12 protein-coding genes and 1 pseudogene are annotated in these 13,131 nt (G+C 60.2%); 3 read left to right on the plus strand and 10 right to left on the minus strand.

From position 1 onward, the window contains the following. Nucleotides 1–79: 79 nt before the first annotated feature. Nucleotides 80–1,055 (plus strand): annotated as a pseudogene (gene yegS, locus OQ460_RS09055) (lipid kinase YegS). Here the strand turns inward: yegS and OQ460_RS09060 are convergent. The 3 genes from OQ460_RS09060 to OQ460_RS09070 form a co-directional block, all read right to left on the minus strand. Further along, entirely contained in the window at nucleotides 966–1,625 is a 660-nt protein-coding gene (locus OQ460_RS09060) for a response regulator (protein ID WP_410021469.1), read from the minus strand. The pseudogene yegS and the gene OQ460_RS09060 sit on opposite strands and share 90 nt — an antisense overlap. Next, nucleotides 1,622–2,515 carry a sensor histidine kinase gene (locus tag OQ460_RS09065; RefSeq protein WP_410021962.1) on the minus strand — a complete coding sequence of 298 codons (894 nt, stop codon included), beginning with the start codon at nucleotides 2,513–2,515 and terminating at the stop codon, nucleotides 1,622–1,624. Before OQ460_RS09065 ends, OQ460_RS09060 begins: the two co-directional genes overlap by 4 nt. Before the next feature lie 298 nt (nucleotides 2,516–2,813). Continuing rightward, nucleotides 2,814–3,260, minus strand: coding sequence for a hypothetical protein (locus OQ460_RS09070; protein ID WP_410021963.1), 447 nt, complete (start codon nucleotides 3,258–3,260; stop codon nucleotides 2,814–2,816). A gap of 552 nt (nucleotides 3,261–3,812) precedes the next feature. Here OQ460_RS09070 and OQ460_RS09075 point away from each other — a divergent pair. Then, nucleotides 3,813–4,748 carry a chemotaxis protein CheV gene (locus OQ460_RS09075; protein ID WP_410021470.1) on the plus strand — a complete coding sequence of 312 codons (936 nt, stop codon included), beginning with the start codon at nucleotides 3,813–3,815 and terminating at the stop codon, nucleotides 4,746–4,748. A gap of 63 nt (nucleotides 4,749–4,811) precedes the next feature. Next, on the plus strand, nucleotides 4,812–5,618 hold the full coding sequence (locus OQ460_RS09080; RefSeq protein ID WP_410021471.1) for an MOSC domain-containing protein: 807 nt from the start codon (nucleotides 4,812–4,814) through the stop codon (nucleotides 5,616–5,618). Nucleotides 5,619–5,680: 62 nt separating this feature from the next. On the opposite strand, the gene OQ460_RS09085 is transcribed toward OQ460_RS09080, so the two are convergent. The 7 genes from OQ460_RS09085 to OQ460_RS09115 form a co-directional block, all read right to left on the minus strand. Continuing rightward, nucleotides 5,681–5,965 (minus strand): pyrimidine/purine nucleoside phosphorylase, encoded by a 285-nt coding sequence (locus tag OQ460_RS09085; protein WP_410021472.1) that lies wholly within the window; start codon nucleotides 5,963–5,965, stop codon nucleotides 5,681–5,683. A 48-nt stretch (nucleotides 5,966–6,013) separates the two neighbouring features. Then, the gene (locus OQ460_RS09090; RefSeq protein ID WP_410021473.1) at nucleotides 6,014–6,556 is read right to left on the minus strand and encodes an exonuclease domain-containing protein; all 543 of its coding nucleotides are present in this window, start codon (nucleotides 6,554–6,556) and stop codon (nucleotides 6,014–6,016) included. A gap of 71 nt (nucleotides 6,557–6,627) precedes the next feature. Next, entirely contained in the window at nucleotides 6,628–8,562 is a 1,935-nt protein-coding gene (locus tag OQ460_RS09095; RefSeq protein WP_410021474.1) for an acetyl/propionyl/methylcrotonyl-CoA carboxylase subunit alpha, read from the minus strand. A gap of 114 nt (nucleotides 8,563–8,676) precedes the next feature. Further along, entirely contained in the window at nucleotides 8,677–9,456 is a 780-nt protein-coding gene (locus OQ460_RS09100; RefSeq protein ID WP_410021964.1) for an enoyl-CoA hydratase/isomerase family protein, read from the minus strand. Then, a complete protein-coding gene (atuD, locus tag OQ460_RS09105) occupies nucleotides 9,456–10,613 on the minus strand; it encodes a citronellyl-CoA dehydrogenase (protein ID WP_410021475.1) in 1,158 nt (385 codons plus the stop codon). The genes OQ460_RS09100 and atuD overlap by 1 nt, the downstream gene beginning before the upstream one ends. 22 nt (nucleotides 10,614–10,635) lie before the next feature. Beyond that, entirely contained in the window at nucleotides 10,636–12,252 is a 1,617-nt protein-coding gene (gene atuC, locus OQ460_RS09110; protein WP_410021476.1) for a geranyl-CoA carboxylase subunit beta, read from the minus strand. Nucleotides 12,253–12,255: 3 nt separating this feature from the next. Beyond that, nucleotides 12,256–13,128, minus strand: a complete 873-nt coding sequence (locus OQ460_RS09115; RefSeq protein WP_410021477.1) for an SDR family oxidoreductase — start codon at nucleotides 13,126–13,128, stop codon at nucleotides 12,256–12,258. Nucleotides 13,129–13,131 lie beyond the last annotated feature (3 nt).

Below are 13,131 nucleotides of genomic sequence, written 5' to 3' on the forward strand. Positions count from 1 at the left end.
AATTCACCGGCAATGGCTTTTTTTCCGTTCTGGAAGGTCCACATTCCTCAGGTCCCCATGAATGATAGGAGCTTCACCCATGAGCAAGCCCAAGGCATTGTTGATTCTGCACGGCAAACAGGCCCTCAACGAAGATGTCCGGGCCGCCGTGCGAGGCAAGCGTGAGCAGGGCTGGGATCTGGCAGTGCGGGTGACGTGGGAGGGCGGTGATGCCCAGCGGCTGGTGGGCGAGGCACTGGAGGCCGGATACACGCGGCTGATCGCCGGTGGTGGCGACGGTACCCTGCGCGATGTGGCCGAGGCCATGGCGCTCGCCAGGACCGACGCCAGCCTGGTGCTGATGCCACTGGGCACCGCCAATGACTTCGCGCGTGCCGCGGGCGTGCCGTTGGAGCCGGATCAGGCTCTGGCGTTGCTCGACGTTCCGGCGCGCGCCATCGATCTGGGGCAGGTGGGCGGGCAGGTTTTCCTGAACATGGCCACTGGCGGTTTTGGCAGCCAGGTCACCGCCAACACGTCCGAGGATCTGAAAAAAGTGCTCGGCGGGGCGGCCTATCTGTTTACCGGCTTGTCGCGATTCAGTGAACTACATGCAGCTTACGGTGAATTGCAGGGCCCGGATTTCCATTGGCGCGGCGACTTGCTGGCCTTGGGCATCGGCAATGGTCGTCAGGCCGGTGGCGGTCATGAATTATGCCCCGGTGCCATGGCGGACGATGGCTTGCTGGATATCAGCATTTTGCCGGCCCCCCAGGAAGTGGTCGGCACACTGCGCAGCTTGATGACTGACGGTTGGGGGCTGGACAACCTGTTCGTCCGCGCGCGACTGCCGTGGGTGGAAATCAAGGTTGCCGAAGGCTTGAATATCAACCTTGACGGTGAGCCGCTCAAGGGCGATGACCTGCGTTTTGAAGTGTTGGCCGGTGCATTGTGGGTCCATTTGCCGGTCGGTTCACCGTTGCTGGCTAATCGTCCAGACTGATGATTTGCTCGCGTACGGCAAACAACACAAGGCCGGCGACGTCGAAGATCTGCAAGCGCTTCATGATTTGTGAGCGATGGGCTTCCACAGTCTTGATGCTCAGGCCCAGCCCGTTGGCAATCTCCCGGGTGGACTTGCCGCGCACGATCAGGCGCAGAATCTCCAGCTGGCGTGGCGTCAGGTTGTGGCGAGGCAAGGGCGTCGAGGTCGTGGCTTGAGTTCGGATCAGCGCTTGGTTGATTACCGTATGGGCTATCGCGGGGCTCAGGTAACGCTCGTTATTGCGCAATGCCTGCAGGGCGTGTTCCAGCTCGTTGGCGGTAGTGTCCTTGAGCAGGTAGCCGTGAGCACCTGACTCCAGGGCGCGCATGATCAATTGCGGGTCGGTGTGCATCGACAGGATCAACACTTTGCTTTTGGGATAGGCGTGCTTGAGTTGTTGCAGGGCGTCCAGGCCGCCTGTGTGCTTCATCGACAAATCCAGCAGGACGATATCCGGCCGCAACGCTTCGAATTGCTCCAGTACCTGCGCACCATCATCGGCTTCGCCAATCACTGTATAGCCGGGAAGATCCATGACCAGCGCACGTACGCCGGCCCGGATCAAGGCATGGTCATCCACCAGGAGTAAGTTGCAGGTCACTGTGGAACCTTATGGGGGCTGGCCCTTTCGACGGCGCGTGGCGCCCAGGGGAAAAGCGCTTCGATCCGTGTCCCTTTGCCCGCTTGGCTCTTGACGGACAAAGTGCCTCCCAGTTGGTCGACTCGCTCGGACATGCCCGCCATGCCCTGCTGCCCTTCCAGGCCAGGGTTGATGACGGGCGAAAACCCCTGGCCGTCATCGCTGATAAACAGCGACAGGCCCTGGGGCAGACGTTGCAGGCGCACCAGCAGGTTATGTGCCTGCGCGTGACGCAGCATGTTGGTCACCGCTTCCTGGGTAATGCGAAAGGTCGCGACGGCTATTTCTTCGGCAATTCCATCCAGGCGTTGCTGGCATTCCAGGCTCCAATGCACTGGCGTATGTTCCAGCGTCTTGAGCAGGTGCGCTCGTAGGCTCGCTTCCAGGCCCAGGCTGGTCAGTTGCCGGGGATTGAGAATGGCGGACACGTCCCGCACCTTGGCCAGGGTTTCGTTCAAGGTGCCGCACAATAAGACGCAGTGGTCTTGCAGTTCTTCCGGCAAGCGGCGCTTGAGCCAGTCGCTTTGCAGCTTCGCGGCAGTCAGCAGTTGGCCGATGTCATCGTGCAATTCGCGACTGAGGCGATGGCGCTCGTTTTCCTGGACCTGCAGCAGTCGTTCGGCCAGCTCCCGAGGCTGGAACTTGATGGATTTGCGCGACCGCCACTGCTGCAAGCCGATAGCGAGCAGTGTCGCCAGGTTGAGTATCAGCACAATGATTGGCAGCGGGGCAGTGTGTAGGAACACCCACAGGCTGGCCAGCGTCGCGCTGCTCGACAGGCCGAGTGTCATCCAGCATGCATTGCTTCGGGACACGGACTTTGCAATGAAAGACTGGAGCTTGGCGTACATAGCGGATGGAGCCAATGGATGTTCGCTGCGGGTAGGTCGGTCACGGAGGCTGGCCGGGCTCTGTTTGGAAAACACTTGCGGGGCATGATCCCGATCAGGGTTGACATGATGTGGGTTGGCGGTGCTTTTCACGTTTGCTTGCATCATGAAGTTCAGCCACTTAAGCGCGGCATCGTATCACTAACCATTATTACGGGTCGCCTGGCGCTGTTCTTGTCAGGTTTCTAATGAGCGGGGACTGGCTGAAGGCAAGTCTGCTCAGAGCAGCCGTGGACAATGTACATCTGATCTTCAGGCATCAAGATGCGTGGGGCAGCGATTGTCGAGACAGATAGCCAAAGGTTTTTTGCGGAATCAGCTGGGCGGCGGCCGCAATCAAGGTGGTTTGTTCGCTGTCGTCGAGGCTGAGTTTGCCGGTTCTGGCGTCGATCAACTCCAACTGCCAGGCGACCAATGTCAGGCAGTCGTGCAAGGCATTCAGAGCCTCATCGTGCAGTTGCAAGGGACTTTGGGCGTTGTTGATCAAGCCCTGGATGTGTCTGGAGAGGGTGCTGATGGCGCCCAACGCCATGGCGTCGGCCTTTTCCGCTAACTTGGTCAGGCTGTTTTTCATGCACTCTATGGCGTCGTTATCGTTGCGGATCAGGTGCAGGTGACTCAAGCACTCTTCAGACTTGGCCAGCAGCATCTCAGCCTCTAGGAGGAATGCGGGAAGTGTGTCTTGCCACTCTTTACCGTCGTTCATCATGAAAGTCTCCACAACATACGGTCAGATGATGAGATATCGCACCGGGCCAAGGGCTTTAAGCTACCGCTGAAATATGACCAGAATCTGTAGTTCGTTTCTGATTTTCCCGTAGGAATTTTATTTTGGTGATAGGCGCCGCGACGAGTAATCCTGGGGGCAAGTGAACTATCGAGGGGTATTGGCTTAACATTGATTGCCACGGCGTAAGTGCCTGGAAGGCCTGTTGGCCGTGGGCTTGCGATAGCAAACAAAAGCCTGACTCCATTCATGCAATGAGAATGGCGTCACATTAATGGCTATTGGATATCGCGAATATCAGGTTGGGCCTGATTGCGGCTAGGGGAATCCCTTACGTCGCGGAACCACACAACGATTTACTGGTCACCGAGCGCTGTCGAGATTGGATAGAACCGAAGCCAGTAAAACATGATGTCAGTATGACATCAATGCGTTTGCGTGGCATCTTACGCACGGTCAAGGTCTGGCATTTGCCGCCGATAACCTCCATCAGAGAGCAGCAAAACCCTTTAGCGCAACCAGGAGTCCTTAATGGCCGGCATTCTCGACACGGTAGATCAACGCACGCAATTGGTGGGTGAGAATCGCCTGGAGATCCTCATGTTTCGCCTGGCCGGGCGGCAGTTGTTCGCGATCAATGTGTTCAAGGTGCAGGAAGTCCTGCAATTGCCCAAGCTGACGCTGATGCCCCAGCGTCATCCTTTCGTGTGTGGGGTGGTCAACTTGCGTGGCCAGACGTTGCCGGTCATCGACCTGTCCCAGGCTATCGGCATGCGGCCATTGGTGCCGGGTCCTGGCAGCACCATCATAGTCACAGAGTACAACCGCTCGGTGCAGGCGTTCCTGGTGGGGAGCGTGGATCGTATCGTCAACATGAATTGGGAAGCGATCCTGCCACCGCCGGCCAGCGCCGGGCGCCAGCATTACCTGACGGCCATCAGCAAGGTCGACGACCAGTTGGTGGAGATTATCGACGTGGAGAAAGTCCTGGCGGAAATCGTGCCCTACAACGCCAAGGTTTCCCGTGAAAAACTCGAAGACCCTGTACTGGAACGCGCTCGCGGCCGCGAAGTGCTGCTGGTGGATGACTCCAATGTCGCGCTGTCGCAATTGCGCGACACGCTGGGGCAATTGGGGGTGAAGATGCACATCGCCAGTGACGGCCTCAAGGCCTTGAAAATGCTCAAGGGCTGGGCGGACAGCGGCGAGGTGATGACCGATAAGTTGTTGATGATCTTCACCGACGCCGAAATGCCCGAGATGGACGGTTATCGCCTCACCACCGAGATCCGCAACGACCCGCGCCTGCGTAGCCTCTATGTGGTGCTGCATACATCGTTATCGGGCAGCTTCAACGACTCGATGGTGAAGAAGGTCGGTTGTGACAACTTCCTCTCCAAATTCCAGCCGGACAAGCTGGTTGACGTGGTGCGTGAGCGCCTGTTGCTGGATAAAGTGCCGGCCTGATCTTTTGATTCTCTGCAAGGGCTCGTATAGGGTGTTGTTTTTTGCTCACAGGAAAGCTCGCTCATGCTGCGTCTCAGCGCGTTGTACCGGTACCCTTTGAAGTCGGGCAGGAGTGAAGCCTTGCAGCATATCGGCCTCGATAAGCTCGGGCTGGAGGGGGATCGACGCTGGATGCTGGTGGACGAAGCCAGCGGACGCTTCCTGACCCAGCGTGCCGTGGCGCAGATGAGCCAACTGTCGGCACTTTGGAATGCCGGCGGCGGCCTGACTTTGAGCGCCGAAGGCTTCCCTGCACTGGATGTGCCATTGCCCGGCGCTGACGCCAATCTGCGCGGTGTCACTATCTGGCGCGACACGTTACGGGTTCCGGATGCCGGTGACGCTGCCGCATCCTGGGTCAGTGATTTCATCGGCAAACCCACGCGCCTGGTACACGTGCCGCTGGAGCGGGCGCGCACTACGGCGGCGGGCTACGGCAGGGATGACGACAAAGTGGCCTTTGCCGACGGCTTTCCGTTGTTGCTGATCGGCCAGGGCTCCCTCGAGGATCTGTCGAGGCGTATCGGCCGACCTATGGAAATGCTGCGCTTTCGTCCCAATCTGGTGATCGAAGGCAGTGAGCCTTTTGCCGAGGACCGCTGGAAGCGGGTGCGCATCGGCGAGGTGGAGTTTCGGGTAGTCAAGTCCTGCGCGCGCTGCGTCCTGACCACCATTGATCCGCGAACCGGAGAGCGCAGTGAAGACCGCGAGCCCTTGACCACACTCAAGACGTTCCGTGAACAGGACGGTGACATTCTGTTTGGCCAGAACCTGGTCAACGAGGGTGCGGGGCGACTCGAAGTCGGCATGCCGCTGACAATCCTCGAGTAACCGATCGCACAAAAAAATGCCCGCCTCATTGGAGGCGGGCATTTTTTTGCTCGGGGAAAGCCTTAGCTGCGGTATTCACACAGGTAAGCGGTATCTACCGCGACTTTCAACTGGAACTTGCTGTCGGCGGGCACCTTGAACTGGCTGCCGGCTTCGAACGTTTCCCAACTGTCCACGCCTGGCAGCTTGACGGTCAGGGCGCCAGATACCACATGCATGATTTCACGCTGGGCAGTGCCGAATTCGTATTCACCCGGGGCCATGACGCCGATGGTCGCGGGGCCTTCGGTAGTGCCAAAAGCGATCGACTTGACGGTGCCGTCGAAGTACTCATTGACTTTGAACATGGATGAATCCTCGAAGAAAGGGGCAGGAAAGGTCGGCCAGTATGCCTTCTATACGGGCAAAATCAACGGCAGCAGCCGCGCTGTATTGCGTGCATCTTGCAATGCCCGGTGTTGTTGGCCGTTGAACTGCATTCCCGCCAGTTGTAGCGCACCGTTGAGCCCTACAGGCTTGTCAAGGCGCCTGGCCTTGGCGAAGCGTTGCTTGAGGTTCACATGAGGGGTATGGCCCAGAACGCTGCTCAGGCCATGGCGTTGCCACTCGATCTCCAGTTGCTGGCGGTCGTAGTCGCCCCAACTGGCCCAACCTTCCAGGCGCGGTTGATGCTGGCCCAGCCAGCGCTCGAACAACGGCCAGACCTCGGTCAACGGCGCAGCGCCATCGATGTTAGCCTGGCTGATGTGCGTCAACTGGCGGCAGAACGGCGCCAACAAGGGACGGCGCAAGGGCCGTACGAAACGCTGGAAGTGGTCCAGCTCGTGGCCTTGGCGGTTGACCAGGCTTGCGCCGATCTCGATGATTTCCATCTCGGTCACGGGCCAGCCGCCTTCATCCGTTGTGGCTTCAAGATCAATAATCAGCCAATGAGGCATCGCAGGTTCCCGTACTCTTCCCTTTCTGATGGGGATAGAGCGTAGTCAAGCCTGGTAGTTCCGCCCGCAGGTTACTCAATCACCAGCAACACCTGGCGATTGCGCACTTGATCGCCAGTGGACACCTGAATCAGTTTGACCACTCCATCGATCCCGGCTTTGAGCGGGTGTTCCATTTTCATCGCTTCGAGCACCAGCAACAATTGGCCTTTGCTCACAGAATCACCTTCGCGTACCTGCACCAGCGCAATCGCCCCGTCCATCGGCGCCTTTACCGTGCCATTGCTGGCCTGGGCCTGGGGGCTGGCGACGATTTGCGTACGGTTGGTTACACACAGGCTGGCCCCGGCATTGAACAGCCAGAGTTGCGTACCTTGCAGGTTATAAGCTACCCGGCGGCGAACGCCATTGAGGGTCAGGGTGGCCCAGCGCCCATCGGTGTCGAGGTCGCGAATGTCGACATCGGCGACTTGCATGTGATTGTTCGCCAATACGCAGAGACTCACTTCGGTGATGTCATCGCCGACGCCCAGGCGGTAAATGCCGGGCACGCTGGCGTTGTTGCGCCATCCGGACAACACGGGGTGATGTGCCTGGGCGCTGTGCCGGTAAAACAGCGCGGCGGCCAGGGCCAGTTGTTCGTTCGTTATCTGTGGGGCGGCAATCTCGCTGAAGTGCTCACCGATAAATCCGGTATCGAAATCAGCCGCGACGAAGCGCGGATGCTTGAGCAAATCAGCCAGTAACCGCTGATTGCTGGTGACCCCCAGTAATACGCAGTCTTCCACGGCCCGCAGCAATTTGCGCCGCGCCTCTTCACGGGTCGCACCGTGGGCGATGATCTTGCCCAGCATCGGATCGTAGAACGGGCTGATCCGCTGGCCCTCACATATCCCATGGTCGATTCGCACGTCGGTACCCGGCTCCCAGCGCAGCACATCGCCGGTCTGCGGCAAAAAAAACCGGGCCGGATCTTCGGCGTAGAGTCGCACTTGCATGGCATGGCCGTTGAGCGTTACCTGTTCCTGGCGCAAGGGCAGGGGCAGGCCGGCGGCGATTTGCAGTTGCCAGTCCACCAGGTCCAGGCCCGTGATCAGTTCGGTTACCGGGTGCTCCACTTGCAGGCGGGTGTTCATTTCCAGGAAATAAAACCGGCCGTTCTTGTCCAGCAAAAACTCCACGGTGCCGGCACCGACATAATTGACTGCACGCCCGGCCTTGATCGCCGCTTCGCCCATAGCCTGGCGCAGAGACTCGGTCATGATCGGGCAGGGCGCTTCTTCGATGACTTTCTGGTGGCGTCGCTGCACGGAACAATCCCGTTCGCCGAGGTAGATCAGATTGCCATGGGTATCGCCGAACAGTTGCACCTCGACGTGGCGCGCCTGGATCAGCGCCTGCTCGAGAATCAGTTCGTCGCTGCCAAAGGCATTCATCGCCTCGGAGCGCGCGGTGCGCAGTTGTTCCGCCAGATGTTCGCTGCTGTGGACCAGACGCATGCCGCGTCCACCGCCGCCAGCGCTGGCCTTGATCATCAGTGGGTAGCCGATACGTTCGGCTTCCTGTTGCAGTGTGGCGTCGTCCTGCGCGCCGCCCTGATAGCCGGCGATGCAGGGTACACCGGCGTTGAGCATGGCGATTTTCGACAGGCGCTTGCTGCCCATCAGTTCGATGGCTTCGGCACTGGGGCCGATAAATACCCGTCCGGCAGCGGTGCAGGCGTTGGCGAACTCGGCGTTTTCCGAGAGGAAGCCGTAGCCGGGATGGACCGCATCGGCGCCAGTGAGGCGGGCGGCTTCGAGGATCGCCGGGATGTTCAGGTAGGAACGCTGGACAGGAGCCGGGCCGATGTTTACGGCTTCGTCGGCCATCTGTACATGCAGCGCGTCGGCGTCGGCTTCGCTGTACACCGCTACGGTGCGGTAGCCCAGGGCTTGCGCGGTACGCTGGATGCGGCAGGCAATTTCACCGCGATTGGCGATCAGGACTTTTTGGAAGGTGGGCAATGGGGAACCCCTTTGTTTGATGATGTGCATATCCGTTTTCGCGGTAACGAGGGTGGAGAAAAATCTAGGGCATGCAGCCTTGCTGGCGCTCGACAGCTGCTACGGGGCCACTGCTCAGCCTGCCCATCGCGGCTTACGCTTCTGCACAAAAGCCTGAGTCCCCTCAATCCCTTCTTCCCCAGCCACGGCCTCGGCAAACCACTGCGCTGCCTGATCCAGCACCGGCCCCAGGGGTTGTCCGACACTTCCCAGCAACAACGCCTTGGTCCGCGCATTGGCTCCAGGCGCACAACGCAACACCTGCCCCAACACCTCATCCAGGCGTTCGGCCAAGCCCTGCGCATCATGCTCGACAAAATGCACCAGCCCCAGGCGCTGCGCCTCGATTCCGTCAAATCGTGCCGCAGTCAACGCCAGGCGCCGGGCCTGCGTCAGGCCGATGCGCTTGACCACAAACGGCGCAATCTGCGCCGGGAGCAGACCGAGACCGGTCTCGGGCAAGCCGAACTGCGCCTGATGATCTGCCAACGCGATATCACTGACACACGCCAGGCCAAAACCACCTCCCAGCACCGCGCCCTGCAGCACCACAATCACTACCTGCGGCAGCGCTTCGACCTCTTGCAACAACGTCCCGAAGATCCGGTTCAGGTCGCGCAATGCTTCCAGGCTCCCGGCGCTGCTCATGTCCTTCACATCGCCGCCCGCCGAGAAGTGCCCGCCAGCACCACTGAGCACCAGCGCACGGACCTGGTCGTCGCAAGCGACATCCGCCAGTACCGCTCGCAGTTCGTTGACCATCTGCAAGCTCATAGCGTTGCGGCTCTGGGGACGGTTGAGGGTGATATGCAGCACGCCGTTGTGGGGTTGCAGCAACAGCGTCTCAGTGTTGATCACGACTTTTTCCCCGGCAGTGTGCCCATCAATTTGCAGATGATTCCCAGCATGATTTCATCGGCACCGCCGCCAATCGATACCAACCGCACATCGCGATAGGCCCGGGCCACCGGGTTGTCCCACATAAAGCCCATGCCACCCCAATATTGCAGGCAACTGTCGCTGACTTCCCGCCCCAGGCGTCCGGCCTTGAGCTTGGCCATCGAGGCCAGGCGTGTCACGTCCTGGCCCTTGATGTACTGCTCGGTGGCCTGATAAACCAGCGCCCGCAGACATTCGACTTCGGTGGACAATTCGGCCAGGCGAAAGTGGATTACCTGGTTGTCGATCAACGCCTTGCCGAAGGTCTGGCGCTGCCTGCAGTACTCGATCGTGCTGTCGATGCAATACTCCAGTCCCTTGATCATATTGGCGGCGCCGAACAGCCGTTCCTCCTGGAACTGCAACATCTGCATCATGAACCCCGCGCCTTCATGGCCGATGCGGTTGCGCTGGGGTACGCGCACGTCATCGAAGAACACCTGGGCGGTCTCCGAGCTGTGCATGCCCAGCTTCTCCAGCGGCGCGCTGACGCTCACGCCCGGCGTGTTCATCGGCACCATGATCAGCGATTTATTGATGTGCGGTTTGTCGTCCGAGGTATTGGCCAGCAGGCAGATAAAGTCGGCGCTGGGCGAGTTGGTGATCCACATTTTGCTGCCGTTGATCACGTAGTCGCCGGCGTCTTTGCGGGCGTGGGTTTTCAGGCCGGCCACGTCAGAGCCGGCACCGGTTTCCGAAACGCCGATGCAGCCCACCTGTTCGCCGGTGATGGCGGGGCGCAGGAATTCATCGCGCAGTTCATCCGAGCCGAAGCGCGCCAGGGCTGGGGTGCACATGTCGGTCTGCACGCCGATGGACATCGGGATCCCACCGCAACGAATGGTGCCGAACTCTTCCGCGGCGACAATCGAATAGCTGTAGTCCAGGCCCATGCCGCCGAATTGTTCCGGCTTGGAAATGCCCAGCAGGCCGAGGTCGCCGGCCTTGCGGAAAACCTCGTGGATCGGAAAACGCCCGGCTTTCTCCCATGCCTCGACATGAGGGTTGATCTCATGCTCGACAAAGGCGCGAACAGTGCGGCGCAGTGCTTCATGTTCCTGGGTAAAGATCATTCTTATTGTTCTCCTCAAAACGTTAGAAGCGTGCCGCGCCGAAGCTGTTGGGTTGCAATTGCCGCACCTGCGCTTCCTGGCAGATATCCAGCAGGTAACCCAGCAGCGTGCGGGTGTCCCGTGGATCAATCAGCCCGTCGTCCCACAGGTTGGCGCTGCCATACAGTGCGCTGGACTGGCTGTCGAGTTTCTGTGCGGTGACCTGCTCCAGCATGTCGAGCATCTTGGGGTCGGGCACCAGGCCGTCTTTCAATTGCTTGGCCTCGGTAACGATCCGCAGCACCTTGCCGGCCTGTGCACCGCCCATTACCGCCGTGCGGCTGTTAGGCCAGGCGAAGATGAAGCGCGGGTCCAGGCCCCGGCCGCACATGGCGTAGTTACCGGCGCCATAAGAGCCACCGATGACCAGGGTGAGCTTGGGCACGCGGGCATTGGCCACGGCCTGGATCATCTTGGCGCCGTGCTTGATCACGCCTTGCTGTTCCGATTCGGTGCCGACCATGAATCCGGTGGTGTTGTGGAAAAACAGCAAGGGTGTCTGGCTCTGGTCGCACAGCTGGATAAACTGCGCCGCCTTGCTCGCACCCTTGGGTGTGATTGGTCCATTGTTGCCGATGAAACCGCAGGCTCGACCCTGGATGTGCAAGTGGCCGCAGATCGTGTGTGGATCGAACTCATTTTTGAATTCCAGGAAGTTGGACGCGTCCGCAATGCGAGCGATGATTTCCCGTACGTCATAAGGTTTTTTCGGATCGTCGGGGATCAATCCCAGCACTTGTTCAATCGGATACAGCGGCTCGGCGTAGGCCCGGGCAGGTTTGAGCAGCCGTTGCTCATTCCACGGCAACAGGCTGACAATCTCGCGGACGATGCGCACGCCATCGGCGTCATTTTCCGCCAGGTATTCGGCGGTGCCTGCGACTTGTGCATGCATCTGGGCGCCGCCGAGTTCTTCATCTGTTGCCACCTCGCCGGTGGCTGCCTTGAGCAACGGAGGGCCGGCGAGAAACAGCTTGGCCTTACCGCGCACCACCACCACGTAATCCGAGAGCCCCGGCTGGTAGGCACCGCCGGCGGTGGCTGAGCCGTGTACCACGGTGATCTGCGGCAGGCCCATGGCCGACATGCGCGCCTGGTTGGCAAAACTGCGCGCGCCTTCGACGAAAATCTCTGCCGCATAATTGAGATTGGCGCCGCCGCTCTCCGCCAGGGTCACCACCGGCAGTTTGTTTTCCATGGCGATCTGTTGCAGGCGCAGGGATTTCTTCAGGCCCGACGGCGAAATGGTTCCGCCCTTGATCGCGCTGTTGTTGGCCACCACCAACATGCGCACGCCGCAGACATAGCCGATACCGGCGATCAGTCCGCCGCCGGCGGCGCTGCCGTCCTTGTCGTCATGCAGTTTGTAGCCGGCCAGGCTTGCCAGTTCGAGAAACGGCGCGCCGGGGTCCAGCAGCAGATTCAGACGTTCGCGGGGTAGTAGCTGGCCGCGTTTGTCGAACTTGTCCTTGGCTTCGGCGGCCTTGCTTAACAGGTTCTGCTCCAGCTGGCGCAGTTGGTCGATGGCCGTGAGCATGACTTCGCGGTTACGGGCAAATTGCGGACTGTGGGTGTCGAGTTGTGAGTCGATGACCGGCATGCCTTAATCCTCTTCCTTGAGTACATCCGGCAGGTATGCCCGGTGAAAGCCGTTGAAGGAAGGGCTGGGCGGTTGCGCCTTGTGCAGCGGCCAGGCGCGGCTGCCGAGGCTGGCGGCACCGTCGATGCGCAAGGTGCTGCCGCTGATGAATGCGGCAGCAGGGCTGAGCAGAAAGACAATCGCCGCGCTGACTTCCGATTCGGTGCCGATGCGCTTGAGCGGCACATGTTCGCGCAGGGTAGGGATCACTGCCTTGAACGCGCCTTCATAGGTGTCCATGCCACTGGAAGCGATCCAGCCCGGCGCCACCGCATTGACCCGCACCCCGGCGTAACCCCATTCGAATGCAGCAGTCTTGGTGAAATTGTCCATGCCCGAACGCGCTGCACCCGAGTGCCCCATGCCGGGCATGCCGCCCCACATGTCGGCAAGCATGTTGACCACGGCGCCGCCGTGTTTATTCATTGATTGGTTGAACACTTCCCGCGCCATCAGGAAACCGCCTATCAGGTTGGTGCGCAGCACTGTCTCAAAGCCTTTCTGATTGATCGACGCCAGGGGCGAGGGGTATTGGCCGCCCGCATTGTTCACCAGTCCATGGATCGGCCCGTGTGCCTCGATGATGTGGCGGACCAGGGCTTTTACCGCTTCCTCATCGCGAATGTCGCAGGCCTGCCAAGTGGCGTGGCCGCCGTCTTCGGCGATTTCCCGGGCGACGGTTTGCAGCTTTTCAGGCTTGCGTCCGACCAGCGCCACATGGGCGCCGAGCGCCGCCAGTTCGTGAGCGGTGCAGCGGCCGATACCGCTACCGCCGCCGGTGACGATGATGGTCTGCCCCTGGAACAGGTCGGCTTTGAAGATCGAGTCGAAGGCCACGGC

Origin of the sequence: Pseudomonas imrae (genome assembly GCF_046352735.2) — a bacterium.
Classification (GTDB): Bacteria; Pseudomonadota; Gammaproteobacteria; order Pseudomonadales; family Pseudomonadaceae; genus Aquipseudomonas; species Aquipseudomonas imrae.

What these genes read in the sequence shown, in the direction of transcription:
- atuC (WP_410021476.1), bottom strand. Translation starts at nt 12,252, where the DNA reads ATGCCGGTCATCGACTCACAACTCGACACCCACAGTCCGCAATTTGCC.
- OQ460_RS09085 (WP_410021472.1), bottom strand. Translation starts at nt 5,965, where the DNA reads ATGTTCAAAGTCAATGAGTACTTCGACGGCACCGTCAAGTCGATCGCT.
- OQ460_RS09075 (WP_410021470.1), top strand. Translation starts at nt 3,813, where the DNA reads ATGGCCGGCATTCTCGACACGGTAGATCAACGCACGCAATTGGTGGGT.
- OQ460_RS09070 (WP_410021963.1), bottom strand. Translation starts at nt 3,260, where the DNA reads ATGAACGACGGTAAAGAGTGGCAAGACACACTTCCCGCATTCCTCCTA.
- OQ460_RS09065 (WP_410021962.1), bottom strand. Translation starts at nt 2,515, where the DNA reads ATGTACGCCAAGCTCCAGTCTTTCATTGCAAAGTCCGTGTCCCGAAGC.
- atuD (WP_410021475.1), bottom strand. Translation starts at nt 10,613, where the DNA reads ATGATCTTTACCCAGGAACATGAAGCACTGCGCCGCACTGTTCGCGCC.
- OQ460_RS09080 (WP_410021471.1), top strand. Translation starts at nt 4,812, where the DNA reads ATGCTGCGTCTCAGCGCGTTGTACCGGTACCCTTTGAAGTCGGGCAGG.
- OQ460_RS09090 (WP_410021473.1), bottom strand. Translation starts at nt 6,556, where the DNA reads ATGCCTCATTGGCTGATTATTGATCTTGAAGCCACAACGGATGAAGGC.